Annotated in this window: 22 protein-coding genes; 15 read left to right on the top strand and 7 right to left on the bottom strand. The window is 61.5% G+C overall.

Annotated features, from left to right (window positions below; all coding sequences use genetic code 11):
- The first annotated feature begins 200 nt into the window (after positions 1-200).
- The 9 genes from ASD02_RS28560 to ASD02_RS28520 all read left to right on the top strand — a co-directional run bounded on the left by ASD02_RS28560 (position 201) and on the right by ASD02_RS28520 (position 7779).
- Positions 201-2561, top strand: coding sequence for a putative monovalent cation/H+ antiporter subunit A (locus tag ASD02_RS28560; RefSeq protein WP_057221496.1), 2361 nt, complete (start codon positions 201-203; stop codon positions 2559-2561).
- Positions 2558-2977 carry a Na(+)/H(+) antiporter subunit B gene (locus ASD02_RS28555; RefSeq protein ID WP_025426316.1) on the top strand — a complete coding sequence of 140 codons (420 nt, stop codon included), beginning with the start codon at positions 2558-2560 and terminating at the stop codon, positions 2975-2977. The genes ASD02_RS28560 and ASD02_RS28555 overlap by 4 nt, the downstream gene beginning before the upstream one ends.
- Positions 2977-3354 (top strand): Na+/H+ antiporter subunit C, encoded by a 378-nt coding sequence (locus ASD02_RS28550; protein WP_025426317.1) that lies wholly within the window; start codon positions 2977-2979, stop codon positions 3352-3354. Before ASD02_RS28555 ends, ASD02_RS28550 begins: the two co-directional genes overlap by 1 nt.
- A gap of 7 nt (positions 3355-3361) precedes the next feature.
- Positions 3362-4924 (top strand): Na+/H+ antiporter subunit D, encoded by a 1563-nt coding sequence (locus tag ASD02_RS28545; RefSeq protein ID WP_025426318.1) that lies wholly within the window; start codon positions 3362-3364, stop codon positions 4922-4924.
- Positions 4924-5397: a Na+/H+ antiporter subunit E gene (locus tag ASD02_RS28540; protein WP_025426319.1), complete on the top strand. Its 474-nt coding sequence runs from the start codon at positions 4924-4926 to the stop codon at positions 5395-5397. Before ASD02_RS28545 ends, ASD02_RS28540 begins: the two co-directional genes overlap by 1 nt.
- Entirely contained in the window at positions 5394-5777 is a 384-nt protein-coding gene (locus ASD02_RS28535; RefSeq protein WP_025426320.1) for a cation:proton antiporter, read from the top strand. Before ASD02_RS28540 ends, ASD02_RS28535 begins: the two co-directional genes overlap by 4 nt.
- A gap of 8 nt (positions 5778-5785) precedes the next feature.
- A complete protein-coding gene (gene mnhG / locus ASD02_RS28530) occupies positions 5786-6136 on the top strand; it encodes a monovalent cation/H(+) antiporter subunit G (RefSeq protein WP_025426321.1) in 351 nt (116 codons plus the stop codon).
- Positions 6137-6541: 405 nt separating this feature from the next.
- Complete coding sequence (locus ASD02_RS28525; protein WP_025426322.1) at positions 6542-6973, top strand: MucR family transcriptional regulator; 432 nt, start codon at positions 6542-6544, stop codon at positions 6971-6973.
- Positions 6974-7329: 356 nt separating this feature from the next.
- Positions 7330-7779: a helix-turn-helix domain-containing protein gene (locus tag ASD02_RS28520; protein ID WP_025426323.1), complete on the top strand. Its 450-nt coding sequence runs from the start codon at positions 7330-7332 to the stop codon at positions 7777-7779.
- A 159-nt stretch (positions 7780-7938) separates the two neighbouring features.
- Here ASD02_RS28520 and ASD02_RS28515 read toward each other — a convergent pair whose 3' ends face one another.
- The 3 genes from ASD02_RS28515 to ASD02_RS28505 all read right to left on the bottom strand — a co-directional run bounded on the left by ASD02_RS28515 (position 7939) and on the right by ASD02_RS28505 (position 10045).
- Positions 7939-8361 carry a SufE family protein gene (locus ASD02_RS28515; RefSeq protein ID WP_025426324.1) on the bottom strand — a complete coding sequence of 141 codons (423 nt, stop codon included), beginning with the start codon at positions 8359-8361 and terminating at the stop codon, positions 7939-7941.
- A gap of 295 nt (positions 8362-8656) precedes the next feature.
- On the bottom strand, positions 8657-9379 hold the full coding sequence (locus ASD02_RS28510; protein WP_057221495.1) for a hypothetical protein: 723 nt from the start codon (positions 9377-9379) through the stop codon (positions 8657-8659).
- Between the two features lie 210 nt (positions 9380-9589).
- Positions 9590-10045 (bottom strand): DUF5330 domain-containing protein, encoded by a 456-nt coding sequence (locus tag ASD02_RS28505; protein WP_025426326.1) that lies wholly within the window; start codon positions 10043-10045, stop codon positions 9590-9592.
- A gap of 636 nt (positions 10046-10681) precedes the next feature.
- On the opposite strand from ASD02_RS28505, the gene ASD02_RS28500 reads away from it, so the two are divergent.
- The 3 genes from ASD02_RS28500 (at position 10682) to ASD02_RS28490 (ending at position 13646) form a co-directional block, all read left to right on the top strand.
- Positions 10682-12253: a HAMP domain-containing sensor histidine kinase gene (locus tag ASD02_RS28500; RefSeq protein ID WP_057211476.1), complete on the top strand. Its 1572-nt coding sequence runs from the start codon at positions 10682-10684 to the stop codon at positions 12251-12253.
- Positions 12225-13190, top strand: a complete 966-nt coding sequence (locus ASD02_RS28495; RefSeq protein WP_025426328.1) for a peptidoglycan-binding protein — start codon at positions 12225-12227, stop codon at positions 13188-13190. Before ASD02_RS28500 ends, ASD02_RS28495 begins: the two co-directional genes overlap by 29 nt.
- A gap of 96 nt (positions 13191-13286) precedes the next feature.
- Positions 13287-13646: a DUF1491 family protein gene (locus tag ASD02_RS28490; protein WP_025426329.1), complete on the top strand. Its 360-nt coding sequence runs from the start codon at positions 13287-13289 to the stop codon at positions 13644-13646.
- Between the two features lie 142 nt (positions 13647-13788).
- On the opposite strand, the gene ASD02_RS28485 is transcribed toward ASD02_RS28490, so the two are convergent.
- A complete protein-coding gene (locus ASD02_RS28485) occupies positions 13789-14859 on the bottom strand; it encodes a DUF2336 domain-containing protein (protein WP_025426330.1) in 1071 nt (356 codons plus the stop codon).
- Between the two features lie 294 nt (positions 14860-15153).
- Here ASD02_RS28485 and ASD02_RS28480 point away from each other — a divergent pair, with 294 nt between their 5' ends.
- The 3 genes from ASD02_RS28480 (at position 15154) to ASD02_RS39295 (ending at position 16753) form a co-directional block, all read left to right on the top strand.
- Entirely contained in the window at positions 15154-15837 is a 684-nt protein-coding gene (locus tag ASD02_RS28480) for an SH3 domain-containing protein (RefSeq protein ID WP_025426331.1), read from the top strand.
- 145 nt (positions 15838-15982) lie between these two features.
- Positions 15983-16267, top strand: coding sequence for a hypothetical protein (locus ASD02_RS28475; RefSeq protein ID WP_025426332.1), 285 nt, complete (start codon positions 15983-15985; stop codon positions 16265-16267).
- 312 nt (positions 16268-16579) lie between these two features.
- Positions 16580-16753 (top strand): hypothetical protein, encoded by a 174-nt coding sequence (locus tag ASD02_RS39295; RefSeq protein ID WP_164474925.1) that lies wholly within the window; start codon positions 16580-16582, stop codon positions 16751-16753.
- Between the two features lie 163 nt (positions 16754-16916).
- Here the strand turns inward: ASD02_RS39295 and ASD02_RS28470 are convergent, their stop codons facing one another.
- The 3 genes from ASD02_RS28470 to ASD02_RS28460 form a co-directional block, all read right to left on the bottom strand.
- Positions 16917-17462, bottom strand: a complete 546-nt coding sequence (locus ASD02_RS28470) for a hypothetical protein (RefSeq protein WP_057221494.1) — start codon at positions 17460-17462, stop codon at positions 16917-16919.
- The gene (locus ASD02_RS28465) at positions 17455-18042 is read right to left on the bottom strand and encodes a DUF1214 domain-containing protein (protein WP_025426334.1); all 588 of its coding nucleotides are present in this window, start codon (positions 18040-18042) and stop codon (positions 17455-17457) included. The genes ASD02_RS28470 and ASD02_RS28465 overlap by 8 nt, the downstream gene beginning before the upstream one ends.
- Before the next feature lie 150 nt (positions 18043-18192).
- Positions 18193-20397 carry a transglycosylase domain-containing protein gene (locus ASD02_RS28460; protein ID WP_025426335.1) on the bottom strand — a complete coding sequence of 735 codons (2205 nt, stop codon included), beginning with the start codon at positions 20395-20397 and terminating at the stop codon, positions 18193-18195.
- Positions 20398-20555 lie beyond the last annotated feature (158 nt).

The following is a 20555-nucleotide window of genomic DNA, read 5'->3' as shown; positions in this document are numbered from 1 at the left end:
ATTTTGCCTTGTCGGTCAAACGTGACCACCAATCTCACGAGAAAACTGGAGATTTTCCGGGCATTTGCCGGACTTAACAGCGCATAACGTCGATTTTACCCGATTTACCCTTGAGGCGCCTTTACCCTTCTTTTATGTCGGGTGTTCGTTCGTTCGTTCGTCGATCAATCAATCAAAGCGCAAAGGAGCTGGCCCGGACGATGGATGTTGCGGCCCTGACATTGCTGGCTCTTGCTCTCCCTTTCGTCGCGGCACTCGTCGCGCCGCTCCTGACCCGACTCCTTGGGCATAACGCGGCCTGGATCCTGGCGCTTTTTCCTGCCGCGATCGTCCTGCACTTCATGGGCTTTTGGCCGGAAGTCTCTCGTGGCGAAGTCGTCACCGGCGGCTATGAGTGGATTCCGTCGTTCAATGTCAGTTTCTCCTGGCTGATCGATGGCCTGTCCCTGACCTTCGTGCTTTTGATTGCCGGTATCGGCGCGTTGATCGTGCTCTATTCCGGGGGCTACCTGAAGGGCCACCCCCAGCAGGGGCGGTTCTTCTCGTTCATCCTGATGTTCATGGGATCGATGCTCGGGCTCGTCGTGTCCGACAGTTTCCTGATGCTCTTCGTTTTCTGGGAGCTGACCTCGATCACCTCGTTCCTGCTGATCGGCTTCGACCATTCGCGCGAAGCCGCCCGGCGCGCCGCCCTGCAGGCGTTGGTGGTCACCGGGGGAGGCGGGCTGTTTCTGCTCGCGGGCCTGTTGATCATCTGGAATGTCACCGGTGTCACCCAGCTTTCGTTGTTGACGTCTTTCGGTCCGGAGATGCGCGAGAGCCCGTTCTATCTCGCCGCGTTGCTGTTGGTGCTCGGTGGCGCCTTTACCAAGTCTGCCCAGTTTCCGTTCCATTTCTGGCTGCCCAACGCGATGGAAGCGCCGACACCCGTTTCGGCCTATCTGCATTCCGCAACGATGGTTAAGGCCGGTGTCTATCTGTTGATGCGCCTCAACCCGGTGCTCGGCGGAACGCCGGAATGGCAGATGCTGTTGCCGCTCTTCGGCGGCACCACGCTCATCATCGGCGCGGTTCTCGCTTGTCGCCAGACTGACCTGAAGCTGATGCTCGCCTACACCACCATGGCATCTCTCGGCCTGCTCGTGATGCTGACCGGTCTCGGTTTTCCGCATGCCATCGAGGCGGCGGCGCTCTATCTGGTGGCGCATTCGCTGTTCAAGGGCGCGCTGTTCATGGTCGCCGGCATTATCGACCACGAAACCGGCACGCGCGATGTCACAAAGCTCGGCGGACTGCGCTCCGCCATGCTGCTGACGTTCGTGATCGCACTTGCCGCAGCACTTTCCATGGGCGGCCTGCCGCCGTTTTTCGGTTTCCTCGCCAAGGAGGAGATCTACTACGCGCTGCCTAGTTTTGACCGGCGCGCGATGGTTTTCGCTTCACTTGCCATCCTCGGCAATGCGCTGATGTTTGCCGTCGCTTTCGCCGTCGCGCTCAAGCCCTTCATCGGCGCAAAGATCGAAACGCCGAAGTCGCCGCATGAGGCGCCGCTGCTTCTCTGGCTCGGGCCTGCACTCCTGGCTGCCAAGGGACTGTCGGCTGCCATGTTGTCCAACCTCACCCACGAGCTTGTGTCGACACCGATGGCGACGGCGATTGCCGGCGAGCCCAGGCAGATCACGATCTCGGCGATCCCCGATATCGGCATGCCGCTGGTGTTGTCCTTTGCCACCATCGCTCTGGGCATTGTCTGCTATCTCAACCTCGCCCGCTTGCGTGCCTTCATCGCGACCATCCTGAGTGACATCGGCTGGGGGCCGGATCGCGGTTTCGATCAGTTCATGCGAAACCTCGTGCGCTTTTCCGTCGCGCTGACCCGCCGGCTGCAGTCAGGTCGCCTTGAAGTCTATATGACGGCGACCTTCGTGCTGGTGGCCGCCGTGCTCCTGGGCGCGCCGATCTACTATGGCGAATTGCCGCGCGCACCGTTCTTTGCGGGCGACGTGCCGCTGCATGAGCTCGCGATCATGGCGATCGCCGTCATCGGGCTCTTCGCTGTCGTTCTCGCCGCCGACCGGCTGACCGCGATCGTCTCGCTCGGCATTCAGGGCTTTGCAGTCGCCGTCATCTTCCTGCTTTACGGTGCGCCGGATCTCGCCTTTACCCAGTTCATGATCGAGACCCTTTCGGTCGTGGTGCTTGCGCTGGTGATGACGCGGTTGAGGCTCTCGCCCTCCGATCATCGGCCGCTCGGCCAGAGACTTCCTGATTTCACCATCGCGCTCGCCTGCGGCATCGGTTTCGGGCTTATGCTGCTGAAGGTGACCGGCGTGCCCTTCGACGCCTCGTTGACCGATTTCTTCAATCTCTATTCGAAGACGGTTGCGCATGGCGCCAATGTCGTCAACGTCATCATCGTCGATTTCCGCGGCACTGATACGCTCGGCGAGATTGCCGTCGTCATGGTGACGGGTCTCGCCATCCTGTCTCTCGTTCGCCTCAGGGCCGGCTCGCTGCGGCGCATCGCCGATAATGACCCGGACGCGGAGGACGGCGCATGAGATCGGTGATCTTCCGTGCCGTTGCGCCGTTTCTGACCAGCCTGATGGTGCTGTTTTCGATCTTCGTCCTGTTGCGCGGCCACAACGAGCCGGGTGGCGGCTTCATCGGCGGGCTGATCGCCGTGTCGGCGCTGGCGATCTACGGTATCGCCTGCGGCGTGGAGACGGTACGTCGCGCCATTTATTTCCATCCGATGGCGATTGCCGGCGCCGGCCTCTTCGCTGCCACCATCGCCGGCCTGATCTCGATGGCTGCGCGCGTGCCGTTCATGACCGGGCTTTGGATCTATCCTTCCTTGCTTGGCGTGGAGGTGCCGCTGTCGACGGTGATGCTGTTCGATGGTGGCGTCTATCTCGTCGTCGTCGGCGCCATCAGCTCGATCGCCCTGTCGCTCGAAGAGCGGGGAGGTGAATGATGGAGGCATGGTTCGCGCTGCTCGTCGGCATCTTCTTTACCGTTGCCATCTACCTGTTGCTGTCGAAATACATCATTCGCGTTCTTTTGGGCGTGGCGGTCCTCGGCAATGCCGTCAACCTTTTGATCTTCACCGGTGGCCGGTTGACGCGCGGCGTGCCGCCCGTCATTCCGGAGGGCGCCGATACGCTCGCAGGGCCGGCGGCGAATGCGCTGCCGCAGGCTCTCATCCTGACGGCGATCGTCATCTCCTTCTCTTTCTTTGCTTTCCTGCTGGTCCTGGCCTGGCGCGCCTACGAGGATCTTTCGACCGACAACACCGACGAGATGCGCGTCGCCGAGCCGGAAGAAGAGCCGGCTCCGCCGCTTGGATACTGACCGACCCATGGCCGTTTCGACTTCACCTCCCGCCGATCTCTCCGCTGCCCTCGTTCTCGAGCCGGTTGCGGCTGCCGACTGGCTGGTGATCCTTCCGGTTGCCTGGTGCCTGGCGATCGGCGCGCTGCTGGTCATGCTGCGCCGTCCGATCGGCCTGCACCCGTTCGTCGCGGTGGCCGGGCTTGCCGGTCTGGTGGTGATCGACGGGCTGCTGCTTCAACACGTGATCGCCAGCGGCCCGGTGACGATGGTCATGGGGCGCTGGCTGCCGCCTTTCGGGATAGCCTTTACCGTCGATCTGACCGGCGCGCTCTTTGCGCTTGCGGCCTCCATCGTCGCGCTTGCCGGCGGCATCTACTCGCTTGCCGATATCAACGACAGCGGCCGGCGATACGGCTTCTATCCCTTCCTGATGCTGTTGATGGCGGGCGTCTCCGGTGCATTTCTGACCGGCGACGTCTTCAATCTCTATGTCTGGTTCGAGGTGCTGCTGATCTCGTCCTTCGGCCTGATCGTGCTCGGCTCCGAGCGCGAGCAGATCGACGGCGCGGTGAAATACGGTTTCCTCAACCTCGTCGCGACGACGCTTTTCCTGATCACCACCGGTTATCTCTACGCAAGCTTCGGCACGCTCAACATGGCCGATATTGCCCGCAAGGCGGAGGGCCTGCGCGGCACCGCGCCGCTGATGACGCTGACGGCCTTGTTCCTTTTGGCCTTCGGCATGAAGGCTGCGGCATTCCCCGTCAATTTCTGGCTCCCGGCGTCCTATCATACGCCGCGTGTCGTCGTGTCCGCGCTCTTTGCTGGTCTGCTGACCAAGGTCGGGATCTACGCTCTGATCCGTGTGACGGTGATGCTGTTGCCGTTGGAACGGGAAGAACTCAGTTTCGTCATCGCGGCGGTCGGCGCCCTGACGATGCTGGTCGGTGTGTTCGGGGCGCTGGCGCAGTCGGATTTCCGTCGCATGCTCGGTTATCTCGTGATCTCCGGCATCGGCTCGATCCTCGCCGGCATCGCCGTTGGCGGGCCGGGTGGCATCGGCGGCGCGATCTTCTATGCGCTGCATTCGATGCTTGTGATGACGGCGCTTTACTTTGCTTCCGGCGTGGCAGCGAAACTCGGCGGCAGCTTCTCGTTGTCCTCGCTTGCCGGTCTTTACCGCCGCCATGTCGGTTTCGCTGCGATCAGCCTGATGCTTGCCTTTGCCGTGTCCGGCCTGCCGCCGTTCTCGGGCTTCTGGCCGAAGGTCATGCTGGTCAAGGCCGCACTCGACATTGGCGCCTGGTGGCTTGCCGCAGTGCTGCTCGTCACCGGTTTCCTCACGACGATCGCCACCGGTCGTTTCTTCCTGCTTGCCTATTGGCGGGACACGGCAGACGGGCAGGCGGCAACGGCCGAGACGCAGATCCCGGCCGCCATTCTTCTGCCGCTTGCGGCGCTGACGATGCTGACGCTCGCGATCGGCCTTTATCCCGAGCCGCTGCTTGCAACGATCCAGAATGCTGCCGCCGGGCTTTCGGAACCGTCGAGCTATCTGAACTCGGTCTTCCCGGGAGCCGCCCGATGATCAAGTTCCTTTGGATCAATCTGATCTTCACTGCGATCTGGGCTGCAATCAGCGGCAGTCTCAGCGTGCCGAACCTGTTGCTCGGCTTTGCAGTCGGCGCGCTATCCCTGTGGCTGATCCGGCGCGAATTGCAGCCTGTTGCCTATCCGGTTCGACCGCTGAAGATCCTGCTGCTGACCGCATTGTTCTTCAAAGAGCTGGCAGTCTCGGCGACCAAGGTCGCTCTCTTGGTCGTTCAGCCGAAAATGCGGCTGAAGCCGGGCATCTTCTCCTACCCGCTGACGATCAAGAGCGACTTCGAGATTGCGTTGCTTGCCAACCTGATCACGCTGACGCCCGGCACGCTTTCGGTCGACGTCTCCGAGGATCGCAAGACCCTCTATGTGCACGCGCTTGATTGTGCGGACCCCGGTGGCCTCAGGCGCGATCTTGCCAACGGCTTCGAGCGTCGGATCAAGGAGGCCTTCGAATGACGATGCCGGAGCAGATACTCAGCGGCGCCACCGTCTTCGCGCTCGCGCTCTTGTCACTGGCGCTGCTGGTGACCGTGTGGCGCATCATCCGCGGCCCAACACTGCCCGATCGGGTCCTGGGCCTCGATATGCTCGTGGCGATCGCCATAGGCCTGATTGCGGTCGTTGCCATCCGCACCGGCTTCAATCTCTATATCGATATCGCCATCGCCCTTGGACTGGTCGGCTTTCTCGCAACCGTCGCCTTTGCCCGCTTTGTTCTGGCGCGCGGTCTCTCGCCGGAGAAGGCGAGCCCGGAGCAGGCTGCGGCCGGTGCCGGAAAGCGAGGTCGGACGCCGCAGGCGAAAGTTGCCCGACGCAAACGCAAAGGGGGACGCTGATAGAACCGATGTTTGAGGCCATCATTACGCTTTCTGTTGCTGTCCTGCTTGTCGGCGGCGCCACCTTTTCCCTGCTGGCGGCAATCGGCATCGTGCGCTTTCCCGACCTCTACACCCGCATGCATGCGGCCTCCAAGGCGGGCACCGTCGGTTCGGGCCTGCTGCTTCTGGCCGCGGGACTGCACTCGCTCGACGTGGCAATATTGTTTCGGGCGCTGGCGGGCTTCTTCTTCTTCGTACTGACCGCTCCGATTTCTGCCCATCTCTTGGCAAAGGCTGCTCATCAGGCGGGTTACAGGCTGGCGAAACAGTCGGTCATAGATCAGCTTCCGCAAAAGGAAGAGCCGCGCCGGCATTGAACGGCAACGTTTCTGATTTTGTATTTCAGAACATTCCGATAGAGCGCCGCCGCGTCAGCAATTTCGAAATAAAGTTGCTAGCGGCGGGCAAATTTATGTTTGGAATTTTCGCTGATCAATGTTAATCGAGTAAATGTAAAGTGTCGTTGTGGAAAATACTTAGAGCTGAAATTCCAGCTTGAGTTGTGAATATTGGCTGTTGCTTTGAGAGGTTGGTTGTTCCAGCGACTCGGCAATAGGTTTCGTGATCAAAATTCCAACTCTTGATATTGCGGCAAGAATTTGTCCTTGCTGTACGATTGATGGTCTATCCCAAGGCAGCGAAGGCTTCCCGACGGCATTTGCACGTATTCCTCTCCCTGAAACATGTTTCGGGCTTGTGCTGTATTCCGATAGGAGAAAGAAATGACTGAAACAACGCTTGGCGCGAGCCATGAACTTCTGGTTGAGCTGACGGCTGAGATCGTGTCCGCTTACGTCAGCAACCATGTCGTTCCGGCTGCCGAGCTCTCCACGCTGATCGCCGACGTCCATTTGGCTCTCAACAACACGGCGGCACCTACGCCGGTCGTGGTCCCCGTTGAAAAACCGAAGCCGGCCGTATCGGTCCGCAAATCCGTGCAGGACGATCAGATCACCTGCCTGGAATGCGGCGGTACCTTCAAGTCGCTGAAGCGCCACCTGATGACGCATCACAGCCTGTCGCCGGAAGAATATCGCGAGAAGTGGGATCTGCCGACCGACTACCCGATGGTTGCTCCTGCCTATGCCGAAGCACGTTCGCGGCTCGCCAAGGAAATGGGTCTCGGCCAGCGTCGCAAGCGTCGCGGCAAGTAAGCTGACCTGCCGCCCATCGCCACGACCGCGCCCTGCGCCGGTCTGGTTCGAGGGGCGGAGCGTAACTGAACACACAAAGGCCGGGCTGTCGCCCGGCCTTTGTGTTTTTCAGCTTGGGAAAATGTGCCTATTCGCGACGCTACAGCGCCGCGCGTCTTATTAGACGCGCAAAGGTCGCTGTGGCACTTTGAATTGCTGCATGTTCTTATCCTTGAATCGGATACGATTTAAGGAAACATGCAGTAGGCTGTAGCTGCAACTGGACGCAAAAGGGGCGGGAAAGTGTGCAAAAAATTTCCTTATTCCCCTCCCGAGAAATGGATATATGAATTAATTCCTATTGAAGGGGTTTTCATATGTCCTTTATCGAAGCCGACGGCCGAAACGAATTTTCATCCGGGACGGTCCATCATCTCAAGACGGCCGCGTTGACGGCAGGGCAGGTTGCTGCAGTGAAGCGCGGGCAGGGCGGCGCGCGTGAGATGTCGACGCGGTTGACCTGCCGCCTCGTGCAAAATCTGACGGCCGAAGCGGTGCATCTTGCCGCAGACCGGATACCGCTTCTTCGTGATAGGAGACGCGCCAAATGCCATGTGCGCCAGATCGCCATGTATGTCTGCCATGTCGTCCTGCAAATATCGCAAGGCGATATCGCCAACGCTTTCGAGCGAGACCGGACGACCGTCCGGCATGCCTGCTCCGTCATCGAGGATCGACGGGATGCTGCCGATTTCGATGCGTTCATAGAGACGATCGAGCGCCTGGTGTCATCTGCGTTCACCGCACAAGCGGAGCGGGGTGAATAGCTGTTCGCCAGGCATTCGGCCGGTAGCGATTGGCCGGCACGGATCCTCAGGCATTGTCAGCGTCAAAATGGCTGCGTCGCGCAACGCTTGTGGTGCCGGGCGACGCTCACATTCGCGCAAGTTCGGCGATTGTGTGAATGCATGGGGACGGCCGCGATCTCAGGCGGCGAGGCGGGTCTCGGCTTCGTTCTTGATCCGCCGGATCATCGAGCGCAGGCCGTTCGCCCGTTGCGTCGACAGATGTTCGATCAGGCCGATCTTGCTGAAAGTAACGATGGCATCCAGCCTGGAAATCTCGGAGGCACGCTTGCCGGAATAGATCGTAAGCACAATGGCGACCAGTCCGCGCACGATGTGGGCGTCGGACTCGCCTTCGAAGAGCAATACCGGATCTTCCGGGTCGCCGGTCGCCTGGGTGGCGAGCCAGACCTGGCTGGCGCAGCCTTGCACCTTGTTCTCACTGGTGCGCTTGGCGTCCGGCATCTCGGGCAGGGCCTTGCCGAGTTCGATCACATAGCGGTAGCGATCCTCCCATTCGTCCAGGAAGGCGAAGTCGTCGATGATCTGGTCAAGCGTGGTCATGGTCCGGTCCGTTTGTCGACACCGTCAGGCGGCGCGCTTGTCCGCCCGAGGTCAGTGCCTCTGCTCCGATCCCCAGCAGTCCTTACGGTGCCGGGATCGTTGTGACCCTCATATAGGTGATGGTAGCACAGATGAGAACCGCGAATTGCCAACTCGGACGCATCAGAGTTCGATTCGGGCGAGGATCTACAGCGCCGCGCGTCTTATTAGACGCGCAAAGGTCGCTGTAGCACTTTGAATTGCTGCCTGTTGTTATCCTCAAATCGAATGGGATTTAAGGAAACATGCAGTAGCGCTAGATCGAAACGCTTGTAGGAATTGCGATGGCACCGGCAGCCGCGCCGACTGTTGAATCCAGAGATGCAATCGAGGTGGTGAGGGAGGCGCTTGCTTTCCTGGCGTCGTCCGCGTCGCTGCCAGCGCCCTCAGCGCGCAGATCCTGCTCCGCTCTCCTCAGCAATTGCTTGAGCTGTTCGGCAAGTGCCTTGAACTCTGCAACCGTCCTCGCATCGGAGTTTTCCTCCGAACTCCCGGAGCTGAATTCGCGGTAGGCGCGTTCGGCAAGGGACGATGGCTCTGTCTTGTCGGCGCTGTTGCCTTCTTCGCCGCCGGCATTCGCCATCTCGTCGGCATTCACTTCCATCGCCGCCGATGCAACCGTTGTTGCTGCGGATGCGGCACCGGCCGCCGTGCCGCCACCGGCCAGGCCGGACGAGCCGCCACCGGCGAATTGCTGTGCGGCCGCGCCAAGCTGCTGGGCCAACTGTTTTGCAAGCCTTGCAAGCGTCTCCGGGTCCGAGGCCCAGAACCGCAGCATCTGCATCTGCTCCTTCAACTCGTCCAATTTCTTCTTGGCAATGGCCTTGCGGTTGGCGGCGGTCTCATCGTCCGTACGCAAAAGATTGAGAAGGGAAGATCTGCTCTTTTGCTCCAGCGGCGCCACGTCGGTGCCCGCTTGCGATCCGGCCGCGGGGACACGCGTTGCGCTCGCATTTGAAAAGAACCCGTATATCTGCATCGGGGCAGTCTCCGCTGAATGTGCGGGGACCTAAACAGCCATGTCTTGTGCGGACCTGTTGCTGGACCGCCCCTCGGTTGCAAACCGAAAAAAGAAAACGCCGCGAGGGGATGGGATCCTCGCGGCGGCCGCAAGAAGGCGGCAAGTCAGGCAGTGTCAAAGGATGGCTCGGCGGCGGTCGCGCGGACCTGCTGCCACGGCAAGAAATGTTTACTTGGCGAGGGACGCCTTCGGGTCGAGGCGCTTTTCCGGAACCGGCGTACGCTTGAACACCGGAGCCGTCTCCGCAGCGGTCTGTTCGACCGGCGCCACCAGCGTGGCGGCAGCCTCGGTCGCCTGACCGACAGTGCCGGTCGTTACCTTGGCATCGGGCTTGATCGCATCGGTTTCGGCAAACTGGGTGTCAAGGAATTCATAGGCGATACGGGCGCCTTCCCGGGCCCGATGGCCAAGTGCGACGAAGGTTTCAGCACCCTTCTCGCAGACCTCCGGCTTCTGGATGCAGATGGCGCTGATATACTGGAATGCCTCATTGGCGGCCGAGAAGGTATCGCCGAGCTCGACCTTCGGTCCGTGCTCCAGCTTCTGCGCGCTCGACGGATCGAGGAACGGCAGCAGCACCAGCACCATCGAAAACCAGAATGTCGCCTTGATGAGAAACCACATGTTCTGCCCATCCTATATTCGGCTGCCGCGCCCGCCGGTCTTCTAGCCGGTTTTACTGCTTTCGGCATCCTGGAGCGCCGCAGTATCCCCTGATACCCGTTCACGCCCGCCGTCGTTTGCATGAGGACCGCCGTCTTTCGTCGCCCGGCCCTTTGTTGAGACTGACATTAGGCAGGGAATCACAAGACCGCTTTTCAAAAACCCGCAGCATTTGTTTCGAATTTTAATGAAATTCCCGATTTTGAGGATTTGCCGGGCATTTGTGTCGCATTTTAGCTTTCGCCGTTAAGGTTCATGGCGGCGGGCCGCCGGCAAAGGCCGAAAGCGTGGGCAACGGCACCGGGGCGCCCTGCCCAAATCCTTAACGTGAGGCGGAAAATGCACGGAAATCCGTTGCTTACGCCCCGTTAACCACAAGAAATGAAGGTCGCCCGAATTGCCTCAAAACGGGATTTTTCAGGCATTTGGCGCCGTTCCGGGACAGTCCCGTTTATTCTTTCATTAAGCCGGGGATGCGAGATTCCGACATGTCACGAGGCAGTTCGAATGGCGGCCCGCATGAAGCGGAAATCGGTCACGCTCAGTCTCGCAAGAACAACAAATGTGGCAGGGTAAGGCGTGAGCGTATTGCGTGACATGGCTGGCAGATGGACGTCCCGCGTGGACGAGGCCGCTGCCCTGTGGTTGCCCCGCCGCGAGGCTGGCTCCGCCATTGGCCGTCGGGACCTCAAGCGTCTGCGTACGGTCGCTGCCGTCTCCCTGACAGCACTTCCGGCAGTACCGCTGGCGCTTGCGCTCGCCATGCCCGTTTCCTCCGCATTGCCGCTTGGGACCGCTCTTTGGGCGTCCGCCTCGCTGCTGGCCGCTGCTACCGCCATTGCTCGTGGACGCGGCAACCAGGCCTCGGAAACGCTCGAGCCGGCTGTACCAGATCTTCCGGATCTTTCGGCCGCCTACGACCTTTTTGCCGGTCTTGTCACCGTGCACGATCTGCGCGGCAATGTTCTCTCCATTCACGGCCGTGACTCGGCCGAGCATCTGACCCTGATGCGCGACCCGGGCGGCCGCGGCTTCATCGAGCAGATCCACGTCTCCGATCGCATCACCTTCCTGAGCGCGATCGATATTCTGCGCCAGGGCGGCGAGCGGGCGACCGTCAACATTCGCATCGAGCGCCGGTCGCTGCCGGCTGAAGGCGAACAATTCGTCCATATGTGCTGCGAACTCGCACCGCTTCTCGACCGCAACGGCGGTCTGACGGCGATCCTGGCACAGTCGCGCGATGTATCGCAGGAAGCACGGCTGCGCGTCGAAGCTGCGGCGAGAACCGCAGAAGCGGAATCGGCCAACGATGCCAAGACCCGTTTCCTTGCCGCCGTCAGCCATGAACTGCGCACGCCGCTCAACGCCATCCTCGGCTTCTCCGACGTGCTGACGGGCGAGTATTTCGGCAAGCTCGAAAACGACCGCCAGCGCGAATATGTCAGCCTGATCCACAAGTCGGGCGAGCACCTTCTGTCGGTCGTCAATACGATGCTCGACATGAGCAAGATCGAAGCGGGCCGCTACGAGCTGGTTCCCGAGCCCTTCCGCGTGGCCGAGGCGGTCGCGGCCTGCGAAGCGATGCTGTCGCATCAGGCCCAGGAAAAGGGCGTCAAGCTGGCGAGCCGCGTGACCCGCAGTGTCGGCGAGATCAATGCCGACCAACGCGCCTTCCAGCAGGTTCTGATCAACCTTGTCGGAAACGCCATCAAGTTCACCGACCACGGCGGCATGGTGACGATCGACGCCGAGCTTGACGGTCCGGCCTTGAAGCTGACCGTCAGCGACACCGGCATCGGCATCGCCGCCGACAAATTGCAGATGTTGGGGCAACCCTTCGTCCAGATCCAGAACGACTACACCCGCCGTTACGAGGGCACCGGTCTCGGTCTCTCGCTGGTCAAGGGCCTCGTGGCGCTTCACGGCGGCGAGGTCGCGATCCGCAGCCGCGAGCGCGAAGGCACAGTCATCACTGTTACGCTGCCCAGCGACGGGTCCGGCATCGTCGAGGCCAATCGCGAGGAACCGCGCTCGGCCGTGACCGTCGAATTTCCGCCGCGGCTGAGAGATAGTGACACGCAGGCGGTTGCCGATGGCGACCGATTCGAAAGGACGGGTTTGAACGAGGAACGGGGATATGGCGCCGCGCAAGCGAAAACAGCCTGATCGCAAGAAGGCGGCGCGTTCCGCGCCAGGCCTTGCCATGCGTGGGCTGGCTCTCGCCGGCCGCGGGGTTGCGCTTGCTGGACGGCTGGCGGCCCGGCACCCGTTGAGTGCCGGCGGTTCGGCTGCCTTTGTTGTGGTCTTCTCCTTCGTTGCTGCAAACGCCATGTGGTACCAGCATGGCGCCCATCCATCGCCGTTGCTTCGCACCCGCGTGCCGCTTGTCAGTCCAGAGACCGCCGAGCGCATCGCCGTCGCCAAGGGCGCCGAGATCGAGCCGCGCAACGTCACCACCTTCGTCATCAAGCGCGAGGACGACAAGGCGACGGAAAACGTCGAGGAGGTGATCGCGGCGGTCCCGTCTGAGGCGCCTGCCGAAAAGCCGTCGCCCGAACGTGTCGCCTCGGTGCCGGAGACGTCCGCGTCACCACTGGTCGCCGATATCCAGAAGGAACTGAACCGCATCGGCCTTTATGATGGCGTGCCGGATGGACGCACAGGCCCGCGCACGTCAGCCGCAATCCTGCGATTTGAGAAGCAGGCCGGACGCACCGAGACAGGCGCCGTGAGCGCCGAACTGCTGCGCGCCCTGCGCACGACATCTGGCCAGAAGATGGCCGCGGCACTGCCGGCAAGCCGGCCCTACGCCGATCCGAAACGTGCAGTTGCCGATGTCGACCCTGTCGCCGCAGCCATCCGCTCGGCCGAGACCGACAAGATGCTGATTCCGCGTGCCGAGATCCCGGTGTCGAGCGAGCTGGTCCTGGACATCCAGAAGGGCTTAAGCAACCTCGCCTATGCCGACATCGTCGTCGACGGCGTTGCGGGGGACCAGACGCGTGCAGCGATTCGCCATTTCGAGAAGCACTACCGGTTGCCGCAGACCGGTGAGCCCAATGCCAAAGTGCTGAAGAAGCTCAAGGAGATCGGCGCGCTTTGAGGGACCTTCTCACGGGCGCGTCTCCCATCCGTTGAACACATTCTTGTCGCGGCAGCCAATTTGCATGCCTGGCTCCGCCCGTGTACAGGCATGTCCATGCGTCTCAAATCCCACATTTTCGTCTCCGCGTTGCTGCGCCGCGCCTTTGCGCTCGGTGGGTACGCAGCTATCCTGCGCAAGGGGGCGGAGGACGCTGGCGCGATCTTTATTCGTCAACGCACGCGGATGGGTACCGAAACGCTGTTTGCACCGGCGCCGCAGAACTTCTTCGATGACGACGCCAATATCGGTCGCAAGTTCGAGATCCGCTTGAAGGATCGCGATGGCGACGCCGTGGATGATGCACTCTCCCGTGAAATCCGTTTCGATCCGGATTGCTGGATCGTCGAGATCGAGCTGGACGATCGCGCCGACCTGTTCGATGTCGTGCCGGAAGACGGCGCAAACCACTCTTGAACCATATGTGAGAGCTGGGCCGGCTCGGTCGTGACCAGGACTAGAGCATTTCCAGGAAAAGTGCGAAGCGGTTTTCCGTCAGGAAATGCGTAAAAACAAAGAGATAGAGCGTTTGTTCGGTTCCGTCTAAATCGGAAACGCTCTAACGGCGGCCGAACACCCGTTGCGGCTTGGCGCCGCCGGCGGCCCCGGCTACCTTGCGGACGGTCAGCTGGCACGCATCATTGGCATGGTCATCCGCAAGATAGGGCTGGTGCCGTGCCGCGGGCGCGTCCCGTTCCTCGGATTGCAGCCAGGCGTCAAGCTGTTCGCGGCTCGATGTCGGGTCCATGGCGCCGGTCAAGGCTTCAGCGCGCGTGGTGCCGCCGATGCGTTCGGCGAGGTGCGGATAAAGCGACTGCAGCACGAAGGTGAGATCGTCGGTCGGCAGCGATAGGGCGATCAGGCTCGTCGCCAGCTGTTGGCCGGAAACGTCGAGAAGAATGCGCTCGACCAGGTGCCCTCCGGCATCGAGCGCCGTCGCCAGCGCACGCGAAAACAGGATGATCTCGCCGCTGCGGGCAAAGCGCACCAGGAGGGCGCTTAGCGTAGTGCTGATCGGTATAATGGTAGATGCGGCGGCAGCCGCCTCGTGCGCCGCGACACGGGCAAGTGTCTTGATTTCGGTGCGCAAGGTTTCCTCGCGCGCGGCCCTTGCAGCATCGACATCCGGCTCGGCCAGCGTTGAAGGCGCAGCGACTGTCTGTTGCCGCACGTCCGGGCGGGCGGAAAGGCCGGCGGGGTTGTGGTGCTCGACCAGGGCATCGATCACGGAAGGCGACAGAGCGGTGCGGCGGGCGATTGCACCGGCGTGGGCCGCTCCCTGCTGGCGGATGATGCCGATAAGCGTTCGATCCGACAGGGCCTGCGAACGGGTCAGGAAAATGGCGGCGATCGAGATCGGCATGCTGCCGATCAGGGCTGCGACCGGCTCCGGAACATGGGGGCACTGCGACAGCGCGGCGGCGGCCTGACGGCGCGCTTCGCTGCTGGAGCCGAGGAACAGCGGCTCGAACAATTCGGAAAATTGCTTCATGTCGGACTTGCGAGGGATCCGCAGGCTTTCGAAACCGCTGACGGTTGCCATCAGGACGACGTCCTTCAAGCGGCCCGTCTGTGGCCTTTCCAACTCACGAAAGCGATCCGTCACGATAAATCCTTGCACGCAAAACATGATCGCCATTGCCGGCGATCCGGAACGGCACACGTCACTAAAAATAAAAGAAAAGCGTTAGCGTACTGTTAACTATGGACGTTGGGGCTTTATTCAGGCTTGCGGCGTGCGAGCGGCTGGTGATTTTGTGCGCTTTCTATCGCAAAGCCCTGCTTCCTGTGGGCTCGATCGTTTCCAGCCTTAAAAAATCCACAAGCGGCTTTAAGTGATCGCGGTGACGGTGAAGGGTTCCGGACGCCCGCCGACGCAAGAGGGCTTAGTGAAGAGGGGCCTTCCGATGGGAGAAAGCTTACTGTGAAGAAAATAGTGTTGCGCGCAGCGGCCATATGCGCGCTTTTCCTGGCGCCGGCGATTGCCGAGGCGGCAGAGGGGTTTGCAACCGCCAACGTCAATATGCGGTCCGGTCCGAGCACGCGCTATCCGGCAGTGTCGTTGATCCCGGCCGGAGAAGCCGTCGAAATCCACGGCTGTCTTGCCGATCTGCCCTGGTGTGACGTTTCCTTCTTTGGCGGCCGCGGCTGGGTCGCCGGACGCTATGTGCAGGCGGATTATCGTCGCAACAGGGTCTATGTCGAACCGCAATATTACCGCCCGCTCGGTATCCCGACGGTGGTCTTCCAATTCGATCGCTACTGGGACCGCAACTATCGCGGCCGTGACTTCTATCGCGACCGTGACCGGTGGCGTCGTGGGCCGGATTGGGTCGACGACAACCGTCGCCCGCGGGACTGGGAACGTCAGCGTGACCGCGATCGCCGCGAGTGGGAACGCGACCGCACCCGGCAGGACTGGGAGCGTAACCGCAGAGACGGCGAGCGCTGGGACGATCAGGCAGGCGGCGATGACCGCCGCGACTGGGAACGTCAACGGGACCGCGATGGCACCCGCGTGCGCGAGGACTTCGAAGATGGTTACGGCGGCGCTCGCCCGGTTCCATTGATTCGATGCCAGGCGATGGACCCATCCTGCGTGGAGTGATGCGAGTGGTGGGCGATGCGCCCAGCTTTCGGACGGGCGGCCCAAGGGCCGCCCGTTTTTCGTTGGCGTTCGGATTTTCGCTGCTCTCGGTCGGAACCATTGCCGTTGCGATGCGTTGAAAGCGGGCAAGAGAAGGAGCGTTGCAATGGTAGAAAAGAAACTGCAGGCGGTGCGTGACACGGTCGAGAGTGAAGTCGAAGCATCGGCTGCTCGCGTCGAGTTGGAAGCGCAGATTGCCGAGTTGCGCGCCGAGATTGCCCGGCTGACCGATAGCGTGTCGGCGATCGGGTCCGGTGCAAAAGCGGTTGTTCAGAGCGAAGCGGAGTTGATGACCGAGCGGGTGCGAGAGCGCGTCCGTGAAGAGCCGATTTCGACGCTTCTGACCGTTGCCGGCGTTTCCTTCCTGTTTGGACTGTTGTCCAGGCGCTAGCCATTCCCGTTCCGCCCGAAGCTGTTACCCCGGATACAGTGTTTTGTTTTTCCGGGGGACATACTCCCACAGGTTAGGGGTGCAGATGCGGCGTTAACCATCTGTTAACCAGCCTATGGCTCAATCGAAGCGGACCGTCTATGATTGGTCTGTACCACTTGAGCAAGCAGCAACCTCCGGGCGACCGGAAGAAGGAGAAGATGAGAAAAGCGCGCCTGTCCGGGCACTGCCCGGGAAAATGCGCTGGCCCCGAAAGGGCAGGGTGAAATCTGTACGGTAGTTCATCCGTCTCAAGCCTATATGGAGACGAGCATGGCAGACGTGATCAGAATGCAGGACCACAAGGTCCAAATGCCACCACGCAGACCTCCGGCCATATCGGGCGGAGCAAAAGTGCTTCTGTTTACCGGAATCCGCTACGAGCGTCTCGATGGCCGCGATCCGCAGCCAACCGCGCCCGACGGACGTCGGATCAAGAAGCAGTAGTTATATCCACCGCCCATGTGTCGGCTGCATCGGCCGGCCTGCGCACGGCTTTGCTTGTGCCAACAACGCTCCGCCCCTTGCGGTCGCGTTCATCTTCTCCACGACATCGAGATAGGAACGGCAAGGCTGAAGGCCGCGTACCCTGTCCGAGGGACTGCGCTGACTAACGACGGAACGGCTCGCAGCGTGATTCCGCCAGGAAGTTCCGGACCTGATCCTCGAAGCTGTCGAGCGGCGCCATGGCGCGCAGCACCGCATAGCCATCCTCTTCCTTCATCTCCACCATGATCGATTGTGCCAGAGCTTCCGGCGGCGTCTTGCGCAGTTCCACCAGCTGGATCGGCGTCGCAACCACGAGGTCGAGCCTGCCGTTGACGGCGGTGTGGTCGTTCATGCTGAAGACCTCATTCGATGCGCTGTCGAAAACCGCAAGCGACCAGAAAGGTATCGCGCCTCTGGCGAGGAACCGCGCCGGACCGTCGGTGATCGAAAAGCTGCAGACGGCCGTGCGGAGATAAGGGTCGTCGTTGCTGAGGCCGGTCGGTCCAGGGGTACTCGTCAAAGAAAAGAAGCTGTCCATCTCGAGAAGACCGAGAACGCGCGTATAGGCGTCGCGACCGGTAAATTGCGGCAGCACCAGCACGATGATGATATGCAGCAGTGCTGCGCCCACGAGACCAAGGATGGAAGCGAACAGAACACTACGCATCGCCGCATCCCGTTTTCACGATTTTCGGCATGGCGAGATCGATAAGGCCGGAGGAACCTGCCGTCGGGGTATCGAGCAGCGTCAGGACCAGCCGGAAGGTTCCGGAATGCCGTAACGCTACCCAGTTGTCCGGCTTGGCGTTCGGCGAGACATGGATGGTGAAGGAACTGTCTTCGGCGCGCAGCACCGTCCACGAGTTGATCGCCGAAGGCAGATCCGAGCCGGGGCGCAGCGGCACGCCATCGGCATTCGCTGCATAGAGCGTCCAGAATCGCGCCTGCGGCGTCAGCCCCGAGACATCGTAGGAGCAGGCGGCCGACAGCTTCTCGCCCCTGTCGTCGACCTGTGCCATGAACATCAGCCCTTCGGCGCCGCCATAGAGCAGTTCGCCGGCCCGGGCGCGATGTGCCTTGGCATAGGGGTCGGCATTCTCGGTCTGTGCTTCGGGGAAGGCGACCCACGGGCCGATCGAGATCGAGCCGAAACCGACCGTCGCCTTCAGCGCCCAGACGGCTGAAGCGATGCCGCCGCCGAAGGCGATGGCAAGGGCAAGGGCGACGAGGAGGGGAATTCGGAACAAGGGCGGCTCTATCGAATATGGTTATGCATAGGCGCAATGCGCCGCGCAGCCCATGTCTCGCCCAAACGGGCGCGCGACGCAACGGCGATCATCGCGCCGACCTGGCAACCGGTATCGATCCGGCCGTTCAATTCAAGGTTTCGAGCGCGTTCAATTGCTGGCGGCATTCGGGAGAGCCTGTTGGGAGGACCCGCCGTCGGCGGCGCCGAGTACGGCGACTTTGCCGCCGCTCCTTTCCGGCGCCTTCAAGGCGGGGGCCTTTTCGAAGGTATCGCCCACCGAACGCAGGAGCCGTGTCACGTCTGCCGATAGCGACCGCGGCCGCACCAGCGGCGGCAGGGCATTTTCATCCGGCTTGGCATTGGCGACCTCCGGTTGCTTGCTCGGTGCAGGCGCAGGGGACGTTATCCCCGGTATCTGGCGGTGCTCGATGCCCTGTTCGGCATAATCCATCAGCCGCTTGAAGGTCATTGCCGGCAGCGAACCGCCGGTCATGTTGTTGGTCGAAGTATAGTCGTCGTTTCCGAACCAGACCGCCGTCGTGTAGTCACCGGTAAAACCGACGAACCAGGCGTCGCGATAGGCCTGGGTGGTGCCGGTCTTGCCGCCGGTAACGATGCCGTTGTCGAGGGCCGCCTTGCGTGCCGTGCCGATCACCGGGATCTGCGTCAGCATCGAATTCATCGATGCGTTGGCCTGCTCGGAAAGGATGCGTCTGGCCGGCGGTTCGTCGCGGGAAAAGTCGTAGAGGATGTCGCCATCATAATTCAGGATCTGGCTGATGCCGTGGCGGCGTGATTGTAGGCCGCCGGCTGGGAACACGGCATAGGCCGTCGCCTGGTCGAGTACCGTCACTTCGGAGGTGCCGAGCGGCATCGTCTTGTCGGTGCGCAGTGGCGTTTCGATGCCCATGTTCTTGGCGGTCTGCGCGATCAGCTCCGTGCCGAGCTTGTCCTTGGCGAGGCGCACCGGGATCGAGTTGATCGACCTAGCGATCGCCGTCAGGATGGTGATGCGGCCGGCATAGCTGCGGCCGTAATTCTGCGGTGACCATCCGCGCCAGGTGATCGGTGCGTCGACGACGATGGTCTCCGGCGTCATGCCTTTTTCCATGGCCGCCGCGTAGGTGTAGACCTTGAAGGAAGACCCCGGTTGGCGCAGCGCCCGCGTGGCGCGGTTGAACTGGCTCTCGCCATAGTCGCGGCCGCCGACCATCGCCCTGACAGGACCTCCGTTTTCGACCATCACCAGTGCGCCCTGCTTCACATGGAAGCTCTCGCCATATTGCCGAAGGCTGGACTCGACCGAATCCTCGGCCGCATTCTGCAGCCCCATGTCGATGGTGGTGCGCACGATGAGTGAATGCTGGGCAAATGGCCGGGCGATGCGCTGCACTTCGTCAAACGCCCAGTCGAGGAAGAAGTCGGGCGCCTTCACCTGGGCGCGATCGATGACGGTTGCCGGGTTGAGACGTGCCGCAATCACTTGGCCCTCAGTCATCAGCCCGCCCTGGACGAGGTTTGTCAAAACCTCGTTGGCGCGGCCGCGGGCGGCCGGCAGGTTGACGTGCGGGGCGTAGCGCGCCGGTGCCTTGAAGAGGCCGGCGAGCATGGCGGATTCCGCCAGGTTGACGTCGGTGATCGCCTTGCCGAAATAAAACTGCGCCGCTGCCGCAGCACCAAACGTCCCGCCGCCCATATAGGCGCGGTCGAGGTAGAGCCGCAGGATCTCTTTCTTCGAAAGGTTGGATTCGAGCCAGATGGCCAGAAACGCTTCCTTGATCTTGCGCTCGATCGTGCGCTCGTTCGACAGGAACAGGTTCTTGGCGAGCTGCTGCGTCAGCGTCGAGCCGCCCTGGACGACACCGCCGGCGCGTGCATTCTCGGTCATGGCGCGGGCGAGCCCGAGAAAATCGATGCCGTAGTGGTCGAAGAAGCGCCGGTCTTCCGTTGCGAGCACAGCCTTGATCAGATGATCCGGCAATTCGTCGATCGGCACGGAATCTTCGTGAATGATGCCGCGATGGCCGATTTCGTTGCCGTAGCGGTCAAGGAAGGTGACGGCGAAATCGCTTTGCGCCCGCCAGTTGCCCTTGGTCTCCTCGAAGGCCGGAAGAGCGAGAGCCAGCATCAGCACCGAGCCGGCCGTTCCCCAGGTCATACCTTCACCGAGGACCTCGAAGACCGCCTTCTTCCAGCCCGTGACGCGGAAGCGGCGGAAGAAAATAGTGGTATCTTCCCACCATTGTGAGAGTTTGAACCCGGCATTCCAGACCGTCGAATCGATCCAGGAATCGATTCTCAGAAAGATGTGCCGCTTTTTCGGCCGGTTATCGTCTTTCCTCGGTTCCCGCACGGTCTCAACGTCCTGAAGGCTTTTGGCATCATGCCGGTGCCGCGCGATATTTGCACGGCGTCAAATTCCAATCTACTTGCATATCGCGCCGGTGGCCTTAAAAAACCGGCAATTTTCTGCGAAATTTCTCTCCTGCATGTTTCCTTTGGTCGTCGCCG

It is taken from the genome of Ensifer sp. Root1252 (genome assembly GCF_001425885.1).
GTDB classification, from domain to species: domain Bacteria; phylum Pseudomonadota; class Alphaproteobacteria; order Rhizobiales; family Rhizobiaceae; genus Ensifer; species Ensifer canadensis.
The sequence above is the reverse complement of the archived record's forward strand: the minus strand, read 5'-3'. Positions and strand labels throughout refer to the sequence as shown.

Bases quoted from the DNA above. Each gene is read 5' to 3' on its own strand.
- ASD02_RS28475 (WP_025426332.1), top strand. From the start codon at position 15,983: ATGGTAGAAAAGAAACTGCAGGCGGTGCGTGACACGGTCGAGAGTGAA.
- ASD02_RS28470 (WP_057221494.1), bottom strand. From the start codon at position 17,462: ATGCGTAGTGTTCTGTTCGCTTCCATCCTTGGTCTCGTGGGCGCAGCA.
- ASD02_RS28555 (WP_025426316.1), top strand. From the start codon at position 2,558: ATGAGATCGGTGATCTTCCGTGCCGTTGCGCCGTTTCTGACCAGCCTG.
- ASD02_RS28510 (WP_057221495.1), bottom strand. From the start codon at position 9,379: ATGCAGATATACGGGTTCTTTTCAAATGCGAGCGCAACGCGTGTCCCC.
- ASD02_RS28560 (WP_057221496.1), top strand. From the start codon at position 201: ATGGATGTTGCGGCCCTGACATTGCTGGCTCTTGCTCTCCCTTTCGTC.
- ASD02_RS28500 (WP_057211476.1), top strand. From the start codon at position 10,682: ATGGCTGGCAGATGGACGTCCCGCGTGGACGAGGCCGCTGCCCTGTGG.
- ASD02_RS28515 (WP_025426324.1), bottom strand. From the start codon at position 8,361: ATGACCACGCTTGACCAGATCATCGACGACTTCGCCTTCCTGGACGAA.
- ASD02_RS28545 (WP_025426318.1), top strand. From the start codon at position 3,362: ATGGCCGTTTCGACTTCACCTCCCGCCGATCTCTCCGCTGCCCTCGTT.
- mnhG (WP_025426321.1), top strand. From the start codon at position 5,786: ATGTTTGAGGCCATCATTACGCTTTCTGTTGCTGTCCTGCTTGTCGGC.
- ASD02_RS39295 (WP_164474925.1), top strand. From the start codon at position 16,580: ATGGCAGACGTGATCAGAATGCAGGACCACAAGGTCCAAATGCCACCA.
- ASD02_RS28485 (WP_025426330.1), bottom strand. From the start codon at position 14,859: ATGTTTTGCGTGCAAGGATTTATCGTGACGGATCGCTTTCGTGAGTTG.
- ASD02_RS28505 (WP_025426326.1), bottom strand. From the start codon at position 10,045: ATGTGGTTTCTCATCAAGGCGACATTCTGGTTTTCGATGGTGCTGGTG.
- ASD02_RS28525 (WP_025426322.1), top strand. From the start codon at position 6,542: ATGACTGAAACAACGCTTGGCGCGAGCCATGAACTTCTGGTTGAGCTG.
- ASD02_RS28495 (WP_025426328.1), top strand. From the start codon at position 12,225: ATGGCGCCGCGCAAGCGAAAACAGCCTGATCGCAAGAAGGCGGCGCGT.
- ASD02_RS28550 (WP_025426317.1), top strand. From the start codon at position 2,977: ATGGAGGCATGGTTCGCGCTGCTCGTCGGCATCTTCTTTACCGTTGCC.
- ASD02_RS28490 (WP_025426329.1), top strand. From the start codon at position 13,287: ATGCGTCTCAAATCCCACATTTTCGTCTCCGCGTTGCTGCGCCGCGCC.
- ASD02_RS28520 (WP_025426323.1), top strand. From the start codon at position 7,330: ATGTCCTTTATCGAAGCCGACGGCCGAAACGAATTTTCATCCGGGACG.
- ASD02_RS28535 (WP_025426320.1), top strand. From the start codon at position 5,394: ATGACGATGCCGGAGCAGATACTCAGCGGCGCCACCGTCTTCGCGCTC.